This is a genomic window from Curtobacterium sp. Leaf154 (assembly GCF_001424595.1).
Lineage (GTDB): Bacteria > Actinomycetota > Actinomycetes > Actinomycetales > Microbacteriaceae > Curtobacterium > Curtobacterium poinsettiae.
On the sequence record NZ_LMOS01000001.1, the window covers coordinates 929,477 to 950,750 of the forward strand.

Sequence of the window (21,274 nt, forward strand, 5' to 3'; positions counted from 1 at the left end):
CTGGGTTCTGCCGCCGTGCCGGTGTGCAGCACGGTGCCCCGGCGGTCGGCTGGTTCGCCGTCCGAGCGGCGTTGCGTGTTCCGGAGCGGCCCCGACTGTACTCCTCGCCCGGGATGTGGTCATAACCGGGTGCGAGATCGGGACGACTGGTCGGCGTGCCGACGCGGATCGACTGGTCGGCGTGCCGACGCGGAACGACGGTGTCGCTGTCGGACGACGTCGACTCCGTCGCATCGGCCGTCGCGTCGTTCCTCCCCAGGCCTGGAGGCGCGACTCCCCCTCCACGGATCGCCCCGTGCCCGCCACGGGGCCGGTTCCACGGCCGAGGCTGGGGACATGCGATCGAGCTCCCGTCCCGTCCTGCTGTCCGTGGTGTGCGCGGCGGTGCTGTGCGGGACGGCGGCGTTCGGGGCGGCGGCGTTCGGTGCTGCGCCGTCGTCGGGAGCCGGGCCGTCGGTGACTCCTGCGGCCGACGCCGACGGAGCCGAGGCCCGCTGGGTCTGGCCGACCGGGTCACGGGTGGTCGAGCGTGCGTGGGAGGCGCCGTCCTCCGACTACGCCGCCGGCCACCGCGGCATCGACGTCCCCGCGGCCCTGGGGACGACCGCGTCGGCGGTGGCGGACGGCACCGTGGCGTTCGCCGGCGCGGTCGGCGGCCGCACCGTCGTGACGATCGACCACGGCAGCGGGCTGGTCAGCACGCTCGACTCGGTGACGCCCCTGGTCGCCGCCGGTGACGAGGTCGTGCAGGGCGATGCAGTCGGGCGCGTCTCGGTCGGGCACTGTCCGGCGACGGCACCGTGCCTCCACCTGGGTGCGCGGGTCGACGGTCGCTACGTCGACCCGATGCCGTACCTGCCGCCTGCCGAGTGGCCGGTGCTGCTGCCCGAGTCGGCGTGGCCCGGCTGAGCCCACCGGCGACCGAGCGTCAGGGACGTCGGCGCAGCGTCAGGCGCGCGGGTGCGCCGTCCGGTAGACCTCGCGCAGCCGCGCCGACGACACGTGGGTGTAGATCTGCGTCGTCCCCAGGCTCGCGTGCCCGAGGAGTTCCTGCACCGCGCGCAGGTCCGCTCCCCCGTCGAGCAGGTGCGTCGCCGCGGTGTGGCGGAAGGTGTGCGGGCCGCTCGGGCCCTCGCCCGGCAGATCACTGAGCAACCGCGCCACCACGCGGTACGCACTCCGGACGCCGAGTCGGGCGCCACGGTCGCCGAGGAACAGCGCCGTGCTCGCCGGGCCGACGCTCCGAGCGGCGAGGGCGGGCCGTCCGCGCTCCAGCCATGCCTCGAGCGCGTCGCGCGCCGGAACGCCGAACGGCACCACGCGTTCCTTGCCGCCCTTCCCGAGGACCCGCACGGTCAGGCGTCCGCGGTCCAGGTCGGTCACGTCGATCCCGACGAGTTCGCTGACCCGGATCGCCGCCGCGTACAGGATCTCGACGAGGGCCAGGTCCCGCAGCGCCGTCGGGTCGTCCGTCGCGGCCCGGGCGCCGAGCCCGTCGAGCAGGGTGCGCACCTGGTCGGCGGACACCACTCGGGGCAGGTGCGCTCCACCCTTCGGCGCACGGAGCCGGACCCCGGCATCCGTCGGGGTCACCCCGGTCTCGCTCGCCCACCGGGTGAACGCCCGCACGGACGAGGACCGTCGGGCGATGGTCGACCGGGCCAGCCCCCGCTGGTCGGCGTCCCACAGCCAGTCACGCAGGAGCTCCAGCTCGACGTCGGCGACGCGGTCGACGCTGCGGCCGCCCGCGAAGGTGACGAGCTGCTCGAGGTCGTTGGCGTACGCGCGGAGGGTCTGCCCGCTGAGGCCCCGCGCGTGCCGCGCGTGTCCGAGGAAGGCGTGCACCGCCGCCTCGAGTCGATCGTCCGTCCGCGAAGCCACGACGTCAGCGTACGGCTGCAGACCGTCATGCCCGCCCCCACCCGCCGCCGCTCGGGACGACGAGCCCCTGCAGCTGCGCCAGCGCGAGCGCGTCGGCGACGTCCGCCGTCGACATCCCGGCTCGGCGGGCGATCTCGGCTTCGGGCAGCGCACGACGGCCGAGCGCGTCGAGGACCCGGACCACCTCGGGGTCCTGCCTGCCGGACAACAACGGCTCGTCCTGCACCGCTCCCCCACCGGTCCCGGACACCGCACGGATCGCCGCGACCGGATCGCCGGGGTGCACGACGATCTCCGCCCGCCGCTGCGCGATGAGCCGGTGGCACCCGACCGACGCCGAGGACGCGAAGGCTCCGGGCACGGCGAACACCGGCCGGCCGAGCTGCGCGGCGTGGTGAGCGGTGTTGAGCGCCCCGGACCGAGCACCGGCCTCGACCACCACCGTGACGTCGGCCAGCGCGGCGATCAGCCGGTTCCGAGCGAGGAAACGCCACCGCGTCGGTCGTGTCCCCGGTGCCGACTCGGCGAGCAGGGCGCCCTGCCGTGCCACGTTGTGGAGCAGCTGCGCGTTGCCCACCGGGTAGAGCTGGTCGATGCCACCGGCCAGGACCGCGATCGTGGGTGTTCCGGCAGCGACGGCCACGCGGTGCGCCACGGCGTCGATGCCGTAGGCGCCACCGCTGACGACGCGGAATCCGGCGTCCACCGCCGTCGAGGTGATCTCCGCGGTCGCCTCGGCACCGGCCACCGTGTTCGCCCGGGACCCCACGACCCCGAGCACCGGCGTCCCGTCGCCGAGGCGGACGCCGGGGCTGCGCGTCCACAGGACCACCGGGGCGTGCGGCCCGAGGTCGTCCAGCGACGAGGGCCACCCGTCGCTCTCCGGGACGAGCAGACCGGCGCCGACCGCACCGGCGGCCGCGAGGACGTCGCCCACCTCGACGCTGGCCAGCCGGGGCCGCCAGCGCTCCACCGCGGTCCGCAGCACCCCGAGCAGCACCGCGGGGTCCTCGGCTCCGGGGACCTCGGCCTCGACGCAGTCCCCCAGCAGCGCGTCGTGGTCGCCGTCCGCGGCGAGCAACACCCCACCGAGTGCGCGCTCCGGCCCGAGCCCGGCGAGGAGCTCGCCGGCGACGGAGTCCCCGGGTTCGACGATGGCCGACCACGCGACCCGTGCCGCGGCCTGCACCGGGTCGACCGCGGCGCCGCTGCGTCCCAGCAGGCGCGCCACGGTGTCGAGGAGCTCCGTGCCCGCCGGCATCACAGCGCGCTCCGCAGGGCCAGGGCACCCCGGATGTGCTCACCCGTGGGCCGGTCGACGGCATCGAGGTCGGCGAGCGTCCACGCCAGTCGCATCACGCGGTCCCAGCCGCGCATCGTCAGGGTGCCGAGGTCGAGTGCACGGTCGAGGTCCGCGGTCGACCCGGGTTCGATGCGCCCGTCGGCGCGGAGCCAGGTCCCGGTGACCTCGGCGTTGCGGGACCATCCCGTCCCGTGCAGCCGCTCCGCCATGCGGGCCCGCGCTGCCGCGACCGCTGCACGTGCGACCGCCGTGGTCGGCGTGCTGCCGTCCGCGGCGCGCATCCGCCCCGTCGTCACCCGGGGCACGAGCACGCGGATGTCCATGCGGTCGAGCAACGGCCCGGACATCCGCCCGAGGTACCGGCGAACGGTGCTCGGCGAGCACTCACAGGGTTGCCCGTGGGCACCACCGGCGTTCCCGCACGGGCAGGGGTTCGCCGCGAGGACGACCTGGCAGCGTGCGGGGAACTCGGCGGCGCCCGCCGCCCGGTGGACGGTGATCCGACCGGACTCGAGCGGTTGCCGGAGCGCGTCGAGCACGGCCCGGGGGAACTCCGGCGCCTCGTCGAGGAACAGGATGCCCCCGGTGGCGCGCGACACGGCCCCCGGACGCAGCACCCCCGACCCACCGCCGATGAGCGAGACAGCCGAGGCGGAGTGGTGCGGGGCTTCCCACGGTGGCTTCGTGCTCCAGGACGCGGGGCCGAGTCCGGCGACGGACCGGACCGCGGCGACCTCGAGCGCGGTCTCGTCGTCCAGGTCCGGCAGCAGCCCGGGCAGCCGCTCGGCGAGCATCGTCTTGCCGGCACCCGGCGGCCCGAGCAGCAGCGCGTGGTGTCCCCCGGCCGCCGCCGCGATCACGGCACGGACCCCGACCGGGTTCCCCACGACGTCGGACAGCTCGGCCACGGGACGCGGCACCGACGGGATCGGGACCGGCAGCACCGGGTCGACCTCGACCGCCGGCAGGAGCGCCCCGGCGTCGATGGCCGCCGCCCGCAGCGAGTCCACACCCCGGACCCGCACACCGCTGACGACACGGGCCTCGGTCAGGTTGCCGACGGGCAGCACCACGCGGTCGACACCGGCGTCGCGCGCGGCGATGAGCATCGGGATCACCCCGGGGACCGGACGCACCCGACCGTCGAGGCCGAGCTCGCCGATGTACACGACACGCTCCGAGACGTCCGGCGCGAGTCCCGCGCCGGCGAGCACCGCCATCGCGATGGCCAGGTCGAACCCGGAACCGCGCTTCGGGATCGCAGCGGGGGTCAGGTTCACGGTGATCCGACGGGCGGGCAAGGGGCACCCCGCGTTCGCGGCCGCGGATCGCACGCGTTCCCGCGCCTCGCCCAACGAGGTGTCGGGCAGCCCGATGATGCTGAACGCCGGGAGCTGACTGGTGAGGTGGGCTTCGACTTCGATGCAGCGGCCGGTGACCCCCAGCAGCGCGACCGCGGCCGCGCGGCCGATGCCGGTCACAGCACGCCTGCCAGGTGTTCGACGACGATGCGGGGTCCGTCGACGTGGACCGCGACGACGTCCACGCGGACCGCACGTGCCGAGACCTCGGGATGCGCGTCGAACCACTCGGGGACGAGCCGACGCATCCGGGTGAGCTTCGCTGCGGTGATCGCCTCGAACGGGTGCCCGGTCGCCGCACCGGACCGGGTCTTCACCTCGATGAACGCGAGCGTGCAGGAATCCCACGCGACGATGTCGATCTCCCCACGCGCACATCGCCAGTTCCGTTCGAGGACACGGAATCCCCGAGCTTCGAGCCAGACCACCGCGCGTTCTTCACCGAATCGCCCGAGTCGGCCGTTCCGGAGCGACCGCCCCGGTGGGCGTTGCACCTGTTGTTCCATGTCGTTGCCTCCACGACAACGATCTCGGGAACGAACAGCCGCATCAGTGACGATGCAGAATCTGTGGAATCAGTGCGAGCAGATTGCCACTGTGGAGGAAAGAAGAAGGACCCGGGCGATCGAGATCACCCGGGTCCTGCTGCGGCGAGCGTCAGTGCGCTGCTGCGTACGCTTCCTGCACCTGCGTCGAGATACGACCACGGGACGAGACTTCGTACCCGTTCTCCTTGGCCCACTCGCGGATCTTGCCGAGCTCTTCCGAGTTGCCGCGCTTGGGTGCGGACTTCGGGGCGGAACCGCCACCGGTCCGACGACCGGAGACCTTGCGCGCCGCGGCGACGTAATCGGAGATCGCCTCGCGGAACTTGTCGACGTTGTCGTTCGACAGGTCGATCTCGTACGACGAGCCGTCGAACGCGAATTCGACCGTCCGGCCTTCACCGGTGGTGATGGGGGAATCGTCGAGGTCGTCGACGAGCTGGACGGTGACCTTCTGTGCCATGGGGTGCTCCTGTTCGTGGGGCGGTTAAATCGCCATCAGAATAGCGCGAACAATTCCATGGCGCTTCGGATCACCGGCGATTCACCGAGAAAGCAGCAGAATGAAAAGCGACGATCACTCGTCGAGTGCGAGTTCCTTCGGCAGTTCGAGTTCCCGCGTCGTGAGCTCCTCGACATTCACGTCCTTGAACGTGAGCACGCGGACACCCTTGACGAACCGGTCGGAACGGTAGACGTCCCAGACCCAGACGTCGTTCATGGTCAGTTCGAAGTAGAAGTCGTGCTCCGTGTCACGGCGCACGAGTTCGACCTCGTTCGCCAAGTAGAAACGGCGCTCCGTCTCGACCACGTAACGGAACTGCGAGACCACGTCTCGGTACTCGCGGTACAGGGCCAGCTCGACCTCGCGGTCGTAGTCGTCGAATTCGTCCTCATCCATTGCGCCCACAGTCTACGGCGACGGACGCCCGAGCGGAGGACCGGTCAGGGCCGCGGGGGCGTCGAGTTCGTCGAACCCGTCCAGCGCGACGCTCGAGGCCTGGTGCAGCCACGACTTCCGGTGCAGGGTGTGCGCCCCGACCGTCCGGATCGCGTCGTAGTGCGCCGTCGACCCGTACCCCTTGTTCGACACCCAGCCGTAGTGCGGAGCGTCGTCGTGCGCCGTGATCATGACGGCGTCACGCGCGACCTTGGCCACCACGGACGCCGCGGCCACCGAGGCGCAGTCGCGGTCGGCCTTGACCCGCACGACGACCTCGAGCGGTTCCGTCGCCGGCCGGAGGGATGCGGGGATGGCCCTGCTCAACCAGTCGAACGAGCCGTCGAGCACGACCACTGCGCCGTCGAGGGACACCCCGTCTGCGACCAGGGAACCGAGCGCCTGCGCCCCGGCAGCACCGAGGGCGGGGACGATGCCCTGCTGGTCGACGAACTCCGCCGAGGCCATGCCGACCGCTGTCCGCGCCCAACGCTGCACGACGGGCACCAGGTCGGTCCGGCGCGCTTCGGAGAGCAGCTTCGAGTCGGCGAGCCCCTGGGGCACACGTCCGATGTCGAGCGTCACCGCGGCCACTCCGACCCCGACCGGACCGGCGATGGCGCCACGGCCGACCTCGTCCATGCCGATCACGGTCACGCGGCCCTCGGCCAGCAGCCGTTTCTCGACCCGGAGCGACGGACGGACGGCGGTCACTCGTCGCGCTCCTCCACGCCGGCGAACACCTCGGGGTGGTCGTCGAGCCAGGTCCACCGGCTCGCCGGCCAGGAGATGACGAACGCGCGGCCGGTGACGTCGGACATCGGGACGAAGCCCTTCGACGGGGTGTCGCCGTTGTACCGGGAGTCCTTCGAGTCGTTCCGGTTGTCGCCCATCACCCAGATGGTGCCCTTCGGCACGGTCACCGAGAAGTCGGTCGCCGAGGCCGGGGCACCGGCGGGCAGCTTCAGGTACGGCTCCTTGATGGGGACGCCGTTGACGGACATCTGCCCGAGGTCGTTGCAGCACGACACCTTGTCACCCGGCAGTCCGATGACGCGCTTGATGAGGTGGTCGTCGCTGTCCCCCGTGCCGAGCCCGACCTGCGTCAGGGCCCAGTCGATGGCCTTGGCGGGCTGCGTGTCCGGCGTGACGTTCGGCACGTCGGAACCGGTGAGCCATCCGCCCGGGTCCTTGAAGACGACGACGTCCCCCCGCTTCAGCGCCACGGTTCCGGGAACGAGCTCGTTGACGATCACGCGGTCGTTGATCTGCAGCGTGTTCTCCATCGACGCCGACGGGATGTAGAACGACCGGATCAGGAACGTCTTCACCAGGAACGACACGAGGAGTGCCGCGATGAAGATGATGACGAGGTCGCGGAGGAATGTGAGGACACCGTTCCGTTGCTTCTCGGCACGTGGCCTGCGCCCCGAATCGTCTGTCGTGTCCGTCATTTCCGCTCTCGTTCGAACCGCTCGCTCTGCCGCAATGGGAAGAGCCCCCCGTCGATGCACAACCGTACATGGACGAGGGGCTCGCAGCGTCGTCCGGCTCGCGGACGTTCACTGTGAAGGCGATCAGGCGTCGCGCTTCTCCTTGATCTTGCGGCGAGCCGCCTTGCCGCGGAGCTCGCGCAGGTAGTAGAGCTTCGCACGACGGACGTCACCCTTGGTGACGATCTCGATGTGGTCGATGATCGGCGAGTGCACCGGGAACCAGCGCTCGACGCCGACCTGGAAGCTCACCTTGCGGACCTTGAAGGTCTCGCCGATGCCGTGGCCCTGACGGCCGATGACGACACCCTGGAAGACCTGGATACGCGAGCGCGTGCCTTCGATGATGTTGACGTGCACCTTGATGGTGTCGCCGGGACGGAAGTCCGGGACGTCGGTCCGCAGCGATGCTGCGTCGACGTTGTCGAGGAGCTGGCTCATGGTGGGTTTCACTCTCTGCGGACGCACACGGGTCGCCGCGGATAGAAGGTTCGGAAAGTGGTGGTGCGTGCCCGGTGTCGGCGACTCCCCCGTGGCAGAGTCCAGCCAGGGCACAGCGTTCAATACTGCCACAGAGAGCGCGCGAGGCAAAACGACGAGGATGGACCCATGATCGAACTCCGCACCCCCGCCGAGCTGGACGGCCTGCGTGTCGCCGGCCGGTTCGTCGCCGACGTGCTCGACGAACTGCTCGAGACGGTCGACGTCGGCGTGAACCTGCTCGACCTCGACCGCGTCGCGGCCCGGATGATCGCCGAGCGCGGGGCCGAGAGCTGCTACGTCGACTACCACCCGTCGTTCGGGATGTCGCCGTTCGGCAAGAACCTCTGCACGTCGGTCAACGACGCCGCCCTGCACGGCCTGCCGCACGACTACGCGCTGCAGGACGGCGACCTGGTGAGCCTGGACTTCGCCGCGAGCGTCGACGGTTGGGTCGCGGACTCCGCCGTCAGCGTCCAGGTCGGGACGCCGCGTGCCGAGGACCAGGCCCTGATCGCCACCGTCGAGCGGGCGCTGGCGTCCGGCATCGCCCAGGCCGCCCCCGGCAACAAGCTCGGCGACGTCTCGCACGCCATCGGACACGTCGCGCACCAGGCCGGTCACGACGTCAACCTGCAGTTCGGCGGGCACGGCGTCGGCCGCACGATGCACGGGGACCCGCACGTGCCGAACGACGGCCGTCCGGGCCGCGGGCTCAAGCTCCGGCCGGGGCTGGTCGTCGCCATCGAACCGTGGCTCATGCAGACGACCGACGAGCTCTCCCAGGACGACGACGGCTGGACCCTGCGCAGCGTCGACGGCTCGCGCGCTGCGCACGTCGAGCACACCGTGGCGGTCACCGAGGCCGGACCCGAGGTCCTGACCCTGCGTCGCGCCCAGCGCGACCAGTAGCGGGCCTGGAGGCGCGGCACCAGCTGGCACCGCGCCTCCAGTCCGTCACGCGTCGCCCCCACCCCACCGAGGCGACAGACCTCGCGGGCCGCGGACCGTCAGAACAGCGAAAGCGACAGGTGTCCGCGGATGTTCCGCGGACGTCTGTCGCTTTCCCAGGACGGGTCGCGCTACGCGTCGGGCAGCAGGTCCGGACGGACGCGCCGCGTCCGCTCCAGCTGCTGCTCGTGCCGCCAGGCACCGACGCGGGCGTGGTGCCCGCTGAGCAGGACGTCGGGGACGTCCAGGCCGCGCCACGACGCGGGCTTGGTGTACGAGGGGTACTCGAGCAGACCGTCCTCGTGGGACTCCTCGACCAGTGACTCGGGGTTGCCGACCACGCCGGGGACCAGTCGACCGACGGCCTCGATGATCGCCATCGCGGCGACCTCGCCACCGTTCAGCACGTAGTCACCGAGCGAGAGCTCGACGACGGTGGCGCGCGATGACGCCCACTCGAAGACGCGGGCGTCGATGCCCTCGTACCGCCCGCAGGCGAACACGAGGTGGTCCGACTTCGACGCGAGCGAGCGCGCGATCGACTGCGTGAAGGGGGTGCCGGCCGGCGTCGGGACCACCAGGGTCGACGAGCCGTCGGGGCGGAAGAGCGCTTCGAGCGCCTGCGCCCACGGTTCCGGCTTCATCACCATGCCAGCGCCACCGCCGTACGGGGTGTCGTCGACGGTGCGGTGCCGGTCGGTGGTCCACGACCGCAGGTCGTGCACGTGCAGGTCGAGCAGGCCGCCGGAGCGCGCCTTGCCGAGCAGGGACACGTCCAGCACGGAGAAGAACTCCGGGAAGATCGTGACGATGTCGATCCGCACGGCAGCTAGTCCGTGACCGTCTCTGGGCGCGAGGTGTCCTCGGGGTCCTCGAACAGGCCCTGCGGCGGCGTGACCGTGACCGTGCCGGCAGCGATGTCGACCGCGGGCACGATGGCGGAGACGAACGGCACGAGGACCTCGCCGCGGGTCGGCGTGTCGATCGCGAGCAGGTCCTGCGCGGGCATGTGGTCCACACGGGCGACGGTGCCGACCTCGGCGCCGTCGCGCAGGACCTTCAACCCGACGAGCTGGTGGTCGTACCAGGCGTCGTCCTCACCGGTCTCGGCGTCGGCGTCCTGCTCGACCCAGAGGATGATGCGTGCCAGGGACTCGGCGCCGGTGCGGTCGTCGATCCCGGCGAAGAACGCGACGGGGTGACCGTTGTACCAGCGGAGTTCGTCCAGCTCGAGGGTCTTGCCCGACCACGGAGAGTCGTCGGGGACCTGGAGCGTGAAGGTGGCGCCCGGGGTGAACCGACGATCCGGGTCGTCGGTGTAGAGCTCGAGCTTGATGCCGCCCTTGAGCCCGTGCGCCTTCGTGATTCGACCCACCCGGAGCTGGGTCGTCTCCCTAGGAATCGGTGTCCACCACGTCGACCCGCACGCGCTTGCCGTCGGCCAGGGCCGTGACGAGGGTGCGGAGCGCCTTGGCGGTGCGCCCGGCGCGACCGATCACGCGGCCGAGGTCCTCGGGGTGCACACGCACCTCGAGGACCTCGCCGCGTGGGGAGGTGGAGCTGGCGACGCGCACGTCGTCAGGGTGATCGACGATCCCCTTGACGAGGTGCGTCAGCGCGGATTCGAGCAAGGACTACGCCTCGGTCGTCTCGTCGGCGGTCTCGGCGTCGTCGGCCTTGGCGGCGGGAGCCGTCTTCTCCGACTTCGGCTTGAGGACGGCCTTCTTCGAGGAGTCGACCTGGAAGGCCTGCTTCGGCTCGGCGACCTTGACCTTGGACTCGGTGTCCTTCTCGCCCTTGAACTTGGCCCAGTCGCCGGTCAGCTTGAGGAGGGCCGCGACCTGCTCGGTCGGCTGCGCGCCGACGCCGAGCCAGTAGAGCGCACGCTCGGACTCGATCTTGATGACCGAGGGCTCCTCGGTGGGGTGGTACTGACCGATCTCCTCGAGGACACGACCATCGCGCTTGGTGCGCGAGTCGGCGACGACGATGCGGTAGTAGGGCGCACGGATCTTACCGAGACGCTTCAGACGGATCTTGACAGCCACAATTGCTCCTGTTTGCTTTCGTTGTGGTTGAACTGGAACCGCGGGCGTGGGGGCACACACGGCGAAAGCTCGAGAGAGATCGCTCACAGCTGGATAGAGGGTCGAGCTGCGGCGATTCGACCGTTCATTCTTGCAGATTCCCGGCCGTGATGCGAGCCGACTCGCTACGGGGCGAGGCGCCGCACCGCTTCGAGGGCTTCGGACGTCGCCCGGACCGCGTCCACGCTCCGTGCGTCCCGCGCGCCGCCGACGACGGCGTACGGCACGCCGGCGGCCTGGAGGCCCGTGGCGAGTCCGTCGGGAGCGTCACCCTCGGCGTCGCTCGCCCGCTCCTGCCCGGCGCAGACCACGACGGTGTCCGCCGGCACGCCGACCTCGTCCCCGTGCTCGTCGCGGATCCAGAGCACCCCGGGTTCGATGCGCAGGTACTCCTGCACGCCGCCGACCATCCGCACGCCGGCGTCGCGCAGCCGGCCGATCGCGACCCACCGCGAGGTGATGCCGATCCCGTGGCCGAACTTGCCCGATCGGCGGAGCACCGTCACGTCCGGCCCCGGTCGGGTGGTGCGCGGTGCCGCGGGGAGCCGCTGCGGGACGTCGCCGACGAGTTCCTCGGACACGTCGAGGTCCCAGCGCGCCGCGAACCCGGCGGCCCGGACGGCCTCGTCGGGCGACTCGGTCAGGAACGCCGCGGTGTCCACCCCGATGCCGCCGCCGCCGATGATCGCGACGGTGCCCTCGGGGACGCCGTCCCGCAGCGCCCGCTCGTAGGACAGCACGTGCGGCAGGTCGCTGCCAGGGACGTCGATGCTCCGCGGGACCACCCCGGCCGCGAGCACGACGGCGTCGCTGTCGACGAGGTCCCGAGCCGTGGCCGGGCGTCCGAGGTGGATGGTCGCGCCCCGCTCCTCGAGCTCCGTGCGGGCGGACCGCACCGTGGCGGCGTAGTCCTCCTTCCCCGGGACGAGTGCGGCGAGGCCGAACTGGCCGCCGAGACGGTCGGACGCCTCCCAGAGGGTGACCTCGTGGCCGCGGCGGGCGGCGTCCACCGCCGCGGCGAGCCCGGCCGGACCGCCGCCGACGACGTCGACTCGCTTCGGGTCGGCCGTCGGGCGTGCGGGGAACGCGACCTCGCGGCCGGCGCGGGGGTTCACCAGGCACGACACCGGTGCGCCGATGATCGACCGGTCGAGGCACGCCTGGTTGCAGCCGATGCAGGTGTTCACGAGGGCGAACCGGCCGGCCAGGGAGCGGTCGACGAGTGCGGGATCGGCCAGGAACGGTCGGGCGAGTGCGACGGCGTCGAGCAGGCCGTCGGCGAGCACCGCCTCGCCGTCCCGCAGGTCCGTCATCCGGTTCGAGGCGATCACGCGGACGTGCGGGTGCGGGGACGCGCGCACCACCCCGGCGATCCGGGACGCGTACGCCAGCCAGGCCCCGTGCGGCACCGCGGCCTGCACCGTCGGGGTGCGGGACTCGTGCCAGCCGATGCCGACCGAGATGCCGTCGAGCCCGAGCGGCAGCAGGTCGTGCACGAGTGCGTCGACCTCGTCGTCGGTCGAGGAGCCGGGCATCAGGTCGGCGCCGGACAGCCGGATCGTCACGGCGAGGTCCGGGACGGCGGTGCGCACGGCCCGGACGACCTCGATCGCGAACCGCCGACGACGTGCTGCGTCGCCGCCCCACTCGTCGTCGCGCAGGTTCGTCAGCGGCGACTGGAACTGGTTGATCAGGTACCCCTCGGACGCCATGATCTCCACGCCGTCGAACCCGATCGCGCGGGCGGTGCGGGCAGCGGCGGCGAAGTCCTCGATGGTCCGCTCGACCTCGGCCGCCGTCAGCGCGGTCGGCACCACGCCCCGGGCGGCTGCCCACGGCAGGGCCGAGGGCGCCACGACGCGCTGCGGGTCCCCGTGCCGGTCGACCATCCCCGACGCCAGGGCGTACCGACCGGCGTGGAACAGCTGCGCCAGGATCGTCCCGCCCTCGTCGTGCACGGCCTGCACCGCGACCCGGAACCGCTCGTCGGCTCCCCCGACCCCGAACACCGCGAAGTCCGGACCACCGCGGGCCTCGTCGTTGACCGCGATGCCGCCGGTGATGATGCACGCGGCTCCGCCAGCTGCACGCTCCCGGTAGAACGCAGCCATGCCGGCACCACCGTCGTCCTGCACCTCGAGCCCGGTGTGCATCGACCCCATCACCACCCGGTTCGGCAGGTGCAGGGGCCCGAGGGTCCAGGGTGACGCCACGCTCCGGAGCGGCTCCGGGACGACGGGGGCGGAAGCGACGCTGCTCATGCGCCCATTCTGCGGGGTCCGTGCGACCGGCGGACGGATCGTTGTGCGTGTCCGACAACGTTCCGGGCAGGATGGACGGCATGGACATCCGCTTCACCGAGTCCCGCCCGTCGACCATCGGCGTCGAGTGGGAACTCCCGCTGGTCGACCTGTCGACCGGCGACCTCGCGCCACGCGCCCCCGCCGTCATCGCCGCCGTGCACGAGCGGCTCGGTGACCCCGACCGCGTCACCGAGGAGCTGCTGACCAACACGGTCGAAGTCGTGTCGAGCGTCCACGATCGGGTGGGTGCGGCGACGAGCGAGCTGTCCGGCATCATCGGCGAGGTCATCGACGCCGCCGAACCGCTCGACGCCCAGGTGATGTGCTCCGGCACGCACCCGTTCGCCGTCTGGGACCAGCAGGAGATCACCCCGGACAGCGAGCACTACACGACCCTGATCGACCGCACCCGCTGGTGGGGACGCCAGATGCTCATCTGGGGGGTGCACGTGCACGTCGGCATCGACGACCGCGACAAGGCGGTCCCGATCATGAACGCGATGCTCGCCTACGTCCCGCACCTGCAGGCGTTCACGGCGTCGAGCCCGTTCTGGGGCGGTACCGACACCGGGTACGCCTCGAACCGTGCGCTCATGTTCCAGCAGCTCCCGACCGGTGGACTCCCACCGCAGCTCGGTGCCTGGGCGAACTTCGAGGAGGTCGTGGGCGACCTCACGCACACCGGCGTCATCGACAGCGTGAAGGACCTGCGCTGGGACATCCGCCCCTCGCCCGGCTGGGGCACCCTGGAGAACCGCGTGTCCGACGGCATCTCGACCCTGCACGAGGTCGGTGCCGTCACCGCGCTGGTGCAGTGCCTGGTCACCGCGTGCTCGGACCGGCTCGACGCCGGTGAGACCCTGCCGACGATGCAGCCGTGGTTCATCCGCGAGAACAAGTGGCGCGCGGCCCGCTACGGCATGGAGGCCGAGATCATCACGAACGTCGCCGGTGACGAGCGGCTCGTGACCGACGAGGTGCACGACCTGGTGCAGCGGCTCGACCCGATCGCGGAGCGGCTCGGCTGCCAGGACGAACTGCACCACCTCGACACGATGATCGAGCGCGGCGCCTCGTACCAGCGGCAGCTGCAGGTCGCGCGCGAGAACGGCGGCGACCTGCGCGCGGTGGTCCGCCACCTGGTCACGGAGTTCCGCGACGCGCTCTGACGCACCCACCCGGACCGGGCGTACCCGGTCGAATCGGGCGTACCCGTACGTTCCTTCCGACCAGGTACGCCCGATTCCGGTTTCCAGCGCGCGTGCGATGGGAAGGAACGTCGCGACGCGACCGGACGACGGACGGGAGGCCCGGTGCCAGCTGGCTCCCCTCCCTCGCAGGCTCGGTCAGCGCGCCCCGCGTGCTGCTGGCGCGTCACGCTGAGCGGAGCGCGCCCGTCCGTCAGGTGGTCGCGATCGCGAGCCGCGTCAGCGACCCAGGAACTTCTGCAGCGACGCGAGCTCTTCCTCGGTCGGCGCCTTGGAACCCTTGGCACCACCGAGGCCGAGGCCGGAGCCCTGCGGGGCCTGCTGCGGCGCAGCCGCGGCACCGGCCGCGAGGGCCGCGCGCTTGGCCGGGTTGCCGACCTTCGACTTCTTCTTGCCACCCTGCTGCTGCTTCTTGCCGCCGTGCATGCCCGGGATCGGACCCATGCCCGGCATCTGCGGCACACCGCCGCGGGCGACGGTCTTCATCATCTTGGCGGCCTGCTCGAACCGGTTCACCAGGGCGTTGACCTCGGTGACGGTCGATCCGGCGCCGCGCGCGATGCGCAGACGACGCGAACCGTTCAGCAGCTTCGGGAGCTCGCGCTCCTGGGGCGTCATCGACTGGATGATCGCCTCGGTGCGGACGATCTCGCGCTCGTCGAAGTTGTCGAGCGCCTCGCGCATGCCCTTGGCGCCCGGGAGCATGCCGAGCATGCCCTTGATGGAGCCGGCCTTGCGGAGCTGCTGCATCTGCTGCAGGAAGTCGTTCAGCGTGAAGTTGTCGGTCGCGATCTTGTCCGCGACCTTGCGCGCCTCTTCCTCGTCGAAGGCACCCTGCGCCTGCTCGATGAGGGACAGGATGTCGCCGAGGTCGAGGATCCGGCTCGCCATGCGGTCCGGGTGGAACGGCTCGAAGTCGTCGAGCGACTCACCCGTCGACGCGAACATGATCGGGCGGCCGGTCACGCTGGCCACCGACAGGGCAGCACCACCGCGGGCGTCACCGTCGAGCTTCGACAGCACGACACCGGTGAAGTCGACGCCTTCCTGGAACGCGCGGGCCGTGTTGACGGCGTCCTGACCGATCATCGCGTCGATGACGAACAGGACCTCGTCCGGGTCGACGGCCTTGCGGATGTTCGCGGCCTGCTTCATCAGCTCGGCGTCGACACCGAGACGACCGGCGGTGTCCACGATGACGGTGTCGTACTGCTGGTCGATCGCGGCCTTGATGGCGTTCTTGGCGACCTTGACCGGGTCACCGACACCGTTGCCGGGCTCGGGCGCGAAGACGTGCACGCCGGCCTGTTCGCCGACGACCTGCAGCTGCTGCACGGCGTTCGGTCGCTGCAGGTCCGCCGCGACGAGCATCGGGGTGTGGCCGTCCTTCTTGAGCCACTTGCCGAGCTTGCCGGCCAGGGTCGTCTTACCGGCACCCTGCAGACCCGCGAGCATGATGACCGTCGGCGGCTTCTTCGCGAACTCGAGCCGTCGCTGCTGCCCGCCGAGGATGCCGACGAGTTCCTCGTTGACGATCTGGACGACCTGCTGCGCCGGGTTGAGCGCGCGGTTGACCTCGTCGGAGAGGGCACGCTCGCGCACCGAGGCGGTGAACGCCTTGACGACCTCGAGCGCGACGTCGGCGTCGAGGAGGGCCCGCCGGATCTCGCGGACGGTGCCGTCGACGTCGGACGGAGTCAGCCGACCCTTGCTCCGCAGATTGCGGAAGGTCTCGGTCAGCCGATCGGAGAGTGAGCCGAATTGCGCCATGATCCGTCGATTCTACAAGGCTCGCGCAGGCCGCACCGGTCCGTTCACCGCAGGAGGACACCCTCGGTCAGTTCGAGCGGTGCCCCGAGGCCCAGGTCGACGACCACCGGCGCGCTCGACGGACTCCGGTCACCGGTCGGGAACCAGCGCCGGTCGGGCGACACCAGGATCACGAGGCCGTCCGCGTCGCCGACCGCGGCGAAGGACTCCCCCGGCGGGTTCGCGTAGGGCTCGAGACCGGCGCGTCGCAGGGCATCGACGGCGCCGAGGACGTCGGGGACGGGGACGCCGACCTCGCTGATGGAGACGAGCGGGACGACCGTGTTCTCGTCCGCGTCTGCGGGCAGGTCCCGCCGCTCGATGAGCTCGAGGAGCTGCTCGTCGGGCCCCTCGAAGTAGACCGACCGCGAGTTCCAGTTCGGCGGCCCCTCGAACTCGTCCTGGTCATCGGCACCGAGCACCGTCGTCAGTCCGGCGATCCAGGCCTTGGCCGCGTCGAACGTCCCGGTGGGGATCGTGATCGCCAGGTGCAGGGCTCCGGTCATCTCGGGCAGTTCACGGAACAGGAGGAGCGACGACCCCACGACGACGCGCACCGCGGCGTCGACGATCTCGACCGGACACCCCAGCCGTTCGTAGAACCGGGCGGTGTCGTCGAGCGATCGGGTGGCGAGCTGTACCTGGCGGATGTCCATGTCCCCATCGGACCATCTCAACCATAGTTGAGGTCAAGAGGATGGTTATTGGACGCCGTCCAGAAACTGTCGTACGCTCGCCGCATGCCGGAACTCGAGATCGTGCACCACCCCGGGCTGCTCGACTACGCCGACGGTCTCGCTCTGCAGCGGGACCTGCACGCCGCCGTCGTCGCAGGCCGTTCCCCCGGAGCCCTCGTGCTGTGCGAGCACCCGTCCGTGTACACCGCCGGACGCCGCACCGAACCCTCCGACCTGCCGACGAACGGTGCCCCCGTCGTCGACACCGACCGCGGCGGCCGCATCACCTGGCACGGCCCGGGGCAGCTCGTCGCCTACCCGATCGTCCGACTCGCCGAACCCCTCGACGTCGTCGCCTGGGTGCGCGACCTGGAGCAGGTCATCATCGACGCTGCTGCCGCCGTCGGAGTGCACGCCGAACGGGTCGCCGGGCGCAGCGGCGCATGGGTGCCGAGCGCGGACGGCTCCCCCGCCGCCAAGATCGGCGCCATCGGGCTGCACGTCGCCGAGGGCGTGACGAGCCACGGCATCGCGATCAACTGCGACAACGCCCTCGACGCCTACCGAGCGATCGTCCCGTGCGGCATCGCGGACGCCGGGGTCACGACGCTGAGCGCCGCCGCGGCGCACCTGGGACTCGCTCCCGTGACCGTCGACGACCTCGCACCCCTGGTAGCGCACGGCGTCCAACAGGCCGTCGACGGCATGCACCGCGGCCATCGGATCAGCACGACAACCCCCAGCACCAGCACGAGTACCAGCACCGCGCCCGCCCGACAGGAGACCCTCGTATGACCCTCGCCCCCGAAGGCCGCCGCATGCTCCGGGTCGAGGCCCGGAACGCCGAGACCCCGATCGAGACGAAACCCGGGTGGATCAAGACCCGCGCCACGCAGGGCCCCGAGTTCCGCGAGCTGTCCGCCCTGGTCAAGGACCAGCAGCTGCACACCGTCTGCCAGGAGGCCGGCTGCCCGAACATCTTCGAGTGCTGGGAGGACCGCGAGGCGACGTTCCTGATCGGCGGATCGCAGTGCACCCGCCGCTGCGACTTCTGCCAGATCGACACCGGCAAGCCGGAACCGCTCGACCGCGACGAGCCCCGCCGGGTCGCGGACTCCGTCGTCTCGATGGGCCTGAAGTACGCGACGGTGACCGGCGTCGCACGGGACGACCTGCCCGACGGCGGCTCCTGGCTCTACGCCGAGACGATCCGGCAGATCCACGAGCACTCCCCCGGCACCGGCGTCGAGATCCTGGTGCCGGACTTCAACGGCCGACCGGACCAGCTCGGCCAGGTGTTCGACGCCCGCCCCGAGGTCTTCGCGCACAACGTCGAGACCGTCCCGAGGATCTTCAAGCGGATCCGACCGGCGTTCACGTTCGAACGCTCCCTGGACGTCATCACCCAGGGCCGCGACGCCGGACTCGTCACGAAGTCGAACCTGATCCTCGGCATGGGCGAGGAGCGCATCGAGATCGAGGACGCCCTGCAGCGCCTGCACGACGCCGGCACGGACATCATCACGCTGACGCAGTACCTCCGCCCGTCACCGCGGCACCTGCCGGTCGCGCGCTGGGTCAGCCCTGCGGAGTTCGTCGAGCTCCGCCAGCTCGCCGAGCAGATGGGCTACGCGGGGGTCCTCGCCGGGCCGCTGGTCCGGTCGTCGTACCGGGCGGGCCGGCTGTGGGCACGGGCGACGGTGGCGCGCGGCGGCTCGGTTCCCGAGCACCTGGCCCACCTGCTCGACGCGACCCCCGGTCGCCAGGCCGTCTGACGCTCCGGGCGACGCTCCGGACAGACGCCAGGCGCGGTGCCAGCTGGCACCGCGCCTGGCGTCCGTCAGGTGGTGACGACTACTTCGCGTCGGCTTCCACCGACTCCTTCGGCTCACCCGACGGGGTGAGCCCGCGCTCCTGGCGGCGCTTCGAGACCACGAGCGAGGCGATCGTCGCGACCGTGATCGTCAGGGCGATGAAGCCCAGCGAGAACCAGATCGGGATCTCCGGCGCCCATTCGATGTGCTCGCCACCGTTGATGAAGGGCAGCTCGTTGACGTGCATGGCGTGGAAGACGAGCTTCACACCGATGAACGCCAGGATGACGGCCAGGCCCTGACCCAGGTAGATGAGGCGCTCGAGCAGACCGGCGATCAGGAAGTACAGCTGCCGGAGCCCGAGGAGCGAGAACGCGTTCGCGGTGAACACGATGAAGGCGTCCTGCGTCAGCCCGAAGATCGCGGGGATGGAGTCGAGCGCGAACAGCACGTCGGTGAGGCCGATGGCGACCATGACGAGCAGCATCGGGGTGAACAGGCGCTTGCCGTCGACGCGGGTGGTCAGGCGGTCACCGTCGTAGTGGTCCGAGGTCGGGATGAAGCGCTTGAGGATCCGGATGAGCCGCGAATCGCCCTCGTTGCCGTGGTCGTTGCCGCTGCGGGCCTGCGACCAGGCGAGCCAGAACAGCAGCGCACCGAACAGGTAGAAGACCCACGAGAAGTTCTCGATGATCGTGACGCCGAGGGCGATGAACACACCGCGGGCGACGAGCGCGATCGCGACGCCGACCAGCAGGACCTTCTGCTGGAACTCCTTCGGCACGGCGAAGCTCGACATGATGATGAGGAAGACGAAGAGGTTGTCGACCGACAACGCCTTCTCGGTCAGCCAGCCGGCGAAGTACTCACCACCGGCCTGTCCGCCGCCGAACACCAGGATCCCGATGCCGAACAGGATGGCCAGGCCGATGTAGAAGGCCGACCAGAACGCGGATTCGCGGATGTGCGGCACGTGCGGCGTGCGCACGTGCGAGTAGAAGTCGAACACGAGCAGCGCGAGGATGCCGGCGATCGTGATGAGCCAGACGAAGAGTGGGACGTCCACGGTTTCCTTCAGGTAGGGCGTGCCACTGGTGTGCGGGTACGCCGAGGCCTGAAGGTCTCTTCCGTCGCCCCGCACCGGAACCGGTGCCGCACGACCGGCGCCCCGGGGCCGGATCGTTCCGGACCGTACTGACGGGGTCACCGAGAGGGAATACTCCCCTTCGTGTCCCCGAGCATACCGGGCACAGCGGACATGTGCCGCGCTCTAAGCTGGGAGCATGGCGAGTTCTTGGTCACTGTCCACACGGCTGCGCGGCCTCTTCCAGCGCAAGACGATCGACGAGACCACGTGGGAGGACCTCGAGACCGCCCTGATCGGCGCCGACTTCGGCCCGGACATCTCCGAGGAGATCATCGAGGACCTGCACGCCCGCGTCGACCGGTACGGCACGACCGACCCCGCCGACCTGCAGCGCATGCTCCGCGAGGTCCTCGAGGAACGGCTCTCGAAGCTCGACACCACCCTGAAGCTCAGCGCGCGGCCCGCCGTGGTGCTCGTCGTCGGGGTGAACGGCGTCGGCAAGACCACGACGATCGGCAAGTTCGCCAAGTTCCTGAAGACCTACGACCGCACGGTGCTCGTCGGGGCGGCGGACACGTTCCGCGCCGCGGCGGTCGAGCAGGTCGCCACCTGGGCCCAGCGCGCCGGGGTCGACGTCGTCCGTCCGTCGCAGCCCGGGCAGGACCCCGCATCGGTGGCGTACCAGACCGTCGAGAAGGCGATCCGCGACCAGACCGAGATCGTCGTCATCGACACCGCCGGGCGCCTGCACACCAAGGCCGGGCTGATGGACGAGCTCACCAAGATCAAGCGCGTCGTCGAGAAGCAGACCGAGATCAGCGAGGTCCTGCTCGTCCTCGACGCGACGACCGGCCAGAACGGACTCGCCCAGGCCCAGGCATTCATCGAGGGCGCCGGCGTGACCGGCCTCGTCATCACGAAGCTCGACGGCTCGGCCAAGGCCGGCTTCGTGCTCAGCGTGCAGGAGAAGACCGGCATCCCGATCAAGCTCATCGGGCAGGGCGAGGGCATCAACGACCTGACGGGCTTCACGCCGCACGTGTTCGTGCAGAACCTCGTCGGCTGAGCGGGCGCGGTCCCGCCGCACGAGCGAACGCGATGCGGCGCCGAGGAGTAGCGTCCCGATCTGGTCCGGGCATCTGCTCGGTCTCGTTCCAGGGATAGGAGACCCTCATGCCCGCACTGCTGATCATCGCGATCATCGTCGGCCTCGTCCTGCTCTTCAGCGGCATCTTCGTCGGCGCCCTGAAGCTCCTGCTCTGGGTGGGCATCGTGCTCATCCTGCTCGGGATCATCGGCTGGCTGCTCCGGACGATCCGCGGTCGCGCGTAGCGA

The 21,274-nt window shown here is 71.0% G+C and carries 24 protein-coding genes; 7 read left to right on the plus strand and 17 right to left on the minus strand.

From position 1 onward, the window contains the following. Window positions 1-336 precede the first annotated feature (336 nt). Window positions 337-909, plus strand: coding sequence for a M23 family metallopeptidase (locus ASF75_RS17845; RefSeq protein WP_056068955.1), 573 nt, complete (start codon window positions 337-339; stop codon window positions 907-909). Between the two features lie 39 nt (window positions 910-948). Here the strand turns inward: ASF75_RS17845 and ASF75_RS04285 are convergent, their stop codons facing one another. From ASF75_RS04285 to rplS, 9 genes are all read right to left on the minus strand, one after another. Next, complete coding sequence (locus ASF75_RS04285) at window positions 949-1,881, minus strand: tyrosine recombinase XerC (RefSeq protein WP_056068957.1); 933 nt, start codon at window positions 1,879-1,881, stop codon at window positions 949-951. A 25-nt stretch (window positions 1,882-1,906) separates the two neighbouring features. Further along, window positions 1,907-3,142, minus strand: coding sequence for a DNA-processing protein DprA (gene dprA / locus ASF75_RS04290; RefSeq protein WP_156463768.1), 1,236 nt, complete (start codon window positions 3,140-3,142; stop codon window positions 1,907-1,909). After that, window positions 3,142-4,665, minus strand: a complete 1,524-nt coding sequence (locus tag ASF75_RS04295; RefSeq protein WP_082046959.1) for a YifB family Mg chelatase-like AAA ATPase — start codon at window positions 4,663-4,665, stop codon at window positions 3,142-3,144. Before ASF75_RS04295 ends, dprA begins: the two co-directional genes overlap by 1 nt. Further along, the gene (locus ASF75_RS04300; protein ID WP_042539661.1) at window positions 4,662-5,051 is read right to left on the minus strand and encodes a YraN family protein; all 390 of its coding nucleotides are present in this window, start codon (window positions 5,049-5,051) and stop codon (window positions 4,662-4,664) included. Before ASF75_RS04300 ends, ASF75_RS04295 begins: the two co-directional genes overlap by 4 nt. Window positions 5,052-5,202: 151 nt before the next feature. Further along, window positions 5,203-5,553, minus strand: coding sequence for a histone-like nucleoid-structuring protein Lsr2 (locus ASF75_RS04305; RefSeq protein WP_056068961.1), 351 nt, complete (start codon window positions 5,551-5,553; stop codon window positions 5,203-5,205). 114 nt (window positions 5,554-5,667) lie between these two features. Then, window positions 5,668-5,991, minus strand: coding sequence for a DUF2469 family protein (locus tag ASF75_RS04310; protein ID WP_017888251.1), 324 nt, complete (start codon window positions 5,989-5,991; stop codon window positions 5,668-5,670). A gap of 12 nt (window positions 5,992-6,003) precedes the next feature. Continuing rightward, a complete protein-coding gene (locus tag ASF75_RS04315; protein ID WP_056068963.1) occupies window positions 6,004-6,744 on the minus strand; it encodes a ribonuclease HII in 741 nt (246 codons plus the stop codon). Then, window positions 6,741-7,484, minus strand: a complete 744-nt coding sequence (gene lepB / locus ASF75_RS04320) for a signal peptidase I (RefSeq protein WP_017888253.1) — start codon at window positions 7,482-7,484, stop codon at window positions 6,741-6,743. The genes ASF75_RS04315 and lepB overlap by 4 nt, the downstream gene beginning before the upstream one ends. A 123-nt stretch (window positions 7,485-7,607) precedes the next feature. Next, complete coding sequence (gene rplS / locus ASF75_RS04325; RefSeq protein ID WP_017888254.1) at window positions 7,608-7,964, minus strand: 50S ribosomal protein L19; 357 nt, start codon at window positions 7,962-7,964, stop codon at window positions 7,608-7,610. Between the two features lie 168 nt (window positions 7,965-8,132). On the opposite strand from rplS, the gene map reads away from it, so the two are divergent. After that, window positions 8,133-8,915, plus strand: coding sequence for a type I methionyl aminopeptidase (gene map, locus ASF75_RS04330; protein ID WP_056068965.1), 783 nt, complete (start codon window positions 8,133-8,135; stop codon window positions 8,913-8,915). Between the two features lie 170 nt (window positions 8,916-9,085). Here map and trmD read toward each other — a convergent pair whose 3' ends face one another. The 5 genes from trmD to ASF75_RS04355 form a co-directional block, all read right to left on the minus strand. Further along, the gene (gene trmD / locus ASF75_RS04335) at window positions 9,086-9,778 is read right to left on the minus strand and encodes a tRNA (guanosine(37)-N1)-methyltransferase TrmD (protein ID WP_056068967.1); all 693 of its coding nucleotides are present in this window, start codon (window positions 9,776-9,778) and stop codon (window positions 9,086-9,088) included. A 5-nt stretch (window positions 9,779-9,783) separates the two neighbouring features. Continuing rightward, window positions 9,784-10,329 carry a ribosome maturation factor RimM gene (gene rimM, locus ASF75_RS04340; RefSeq protein ID WP_200942672.1) on the minus strand — a complete coding sequence of 182 codons (546 nt, stop codon included), beginning with the start codon at window positions 10,327-10,329 and terminating at the stop codon, window positions 9,784-9,786. A gap of 19 nt (window positions 10,330-10,348) precedes the next feature. Beyond that, window positions 10,349-10,585 (minus strand): RNA-binding protein, encoded by a 237-nt coding sequence (locus tag ASF75_RS04345; protein WP_017888258.1) that lies wholly within the window; start codon window positions 10,583-10,585, stop codon window positions 10,349-10,351. Between the two features lie 3 nt (window positions 10,586-10,588). Next, window positions 10,589-11,002, minus strand: coding sequence for a 30S ribosomal protein S16 (gene rpsP, locus ASF75_RS04350; protein WP_017888259.1), 414 nt, complete (start codon window positions 11,000-11,002; stop codon window positions 10,589-10,591). A 164-nt stretch (window positions 11,003-11,166) separates the two neighbouring features. Continuing rightward, on the minus strand, window positions 11,167-13,302 hold the full coding sequence (locus ASF75_RS04355; RefSeq protein ID WP_082509409.1) for an FAD-dependent oxidoreductase: 2,136 nt from the start codon (window positions 13,300-13,302) through the stop codon (window positions 11,167-11,169). 71 nt (window positions 13,303-13,373) lie between these two features. Here ASF75_RS04355 and ASF75_RS04360 point away from each other — a divergent pair, with 71 nt between their 5' ends. After that, complete coding sequence (locus tag ASF75_RS04360; protein WP_175470751.1) at window positions 13,374-14,513, plus strand: glutamate--cysteine ligase; 1,140 nt, start codon at window positions 13,374-13,376, stop codon at window positions 14,511-14,513. Window positions 14,514-14,771: 258 nt separating this feature from the next. Here the strand turns inward: ASF75_RS04360 and ffh are convergent, their stop codons facing one another. Next, the gene (gene ffh, locus ASF75_RS04365) at window positions 14,772-16,322 is read right to left on the minus strand and encodes a signal recognition particle protein (RefSeq protein ID WP_017888263.1); all 1,551 of its coding nucleotides are present in this window, start codon (window positions 16,320-16,322) and stop codon (window positions 14,772-14,774) included. Between the two features lie 44 nt (window positions 16,323-16,366). Further along, complete coding sequence (locus tag ASF75_RS04370; protein ID WP_056068971.1) at window positions 16,367-17,017, minus strand: hypothetical protein; 651 nt, start codon at window positions 17,015-17,017, stop codon at window positions 16,367-16,369. Window positions 17,018-17,101: 84 nt separating this feature from the next. Here ASF75_RS04370 and lipB point away from each other — a divergent pair, with 84 nt between their 5' ends. Together lipB and lipA are read left to right on the plus strand one after the other, a co-directional pair. Then, entirely contained in the window at window positions 17,102-17,833 is a 732-nt protein-coding gene (gene lipB, locus ASF75_RS04375; protein ID WP_056069167.1) for a lipoyl(octanoyl) transferase LipB, read from the plus strand. Then, entirely contained in the window at window positions 17,830-18,813 is a 984-nt protein-coding gene (lipA, locus tag ASF75_RS04380) for a lipoyl synthase (RefSeq protein ID WP_017888266.1), read from the plus strand. Before lipB ends, lipA begins: the two co-directional genes overlap by 4 nt. Before the next feature lie 79 nt (window positions 18,814-18,892). Here the strand turns inward: lipA and ASF75_RS04385 are convergent, their stop codons facing one another. Then, complete coding sequence (locus tag ASF75_RS04385) at window positions 18,893-19,918, minus strand: TerC family protein (protein ID WP_017888267.1); 1,026 nt, start codon at window positions 19,916-19,918, stop codon at window positions 18,893-18,895. Window positions 19,919-20,135: 217 nt separating this feature from the next. Here ASF75_RS04385 and ftsY point away from each other — a divergent pair, with 217 nt between their 5' ends. Then, window positions 20,136-21,005 carry a signal recognition particle-docking protein FtsY gene (gene ftsY, locus ASF75_RS04390; RefSeq protein ID WP_017888268.1) on the plus strand — a complete coding sequence of 290 codons (870 nt, stop codon included), beginning with the start codon at window positions 20,136-20,138 and terminating at the stop codon, window positions 21,003-21,005. Between the two features lie 107 nt (window positions 21,006-21,112). Beyond that, entirely contained in the window at window positions 21,113-21,271 is a 159-nt protein-coding gene (locus ASF75_RS17955; RefSeq protein WP_017888269.1) for a hypothetical protein, read from the plus strand. Window positions 21,272-21,274: the final 3 nt, after the last annotated feature.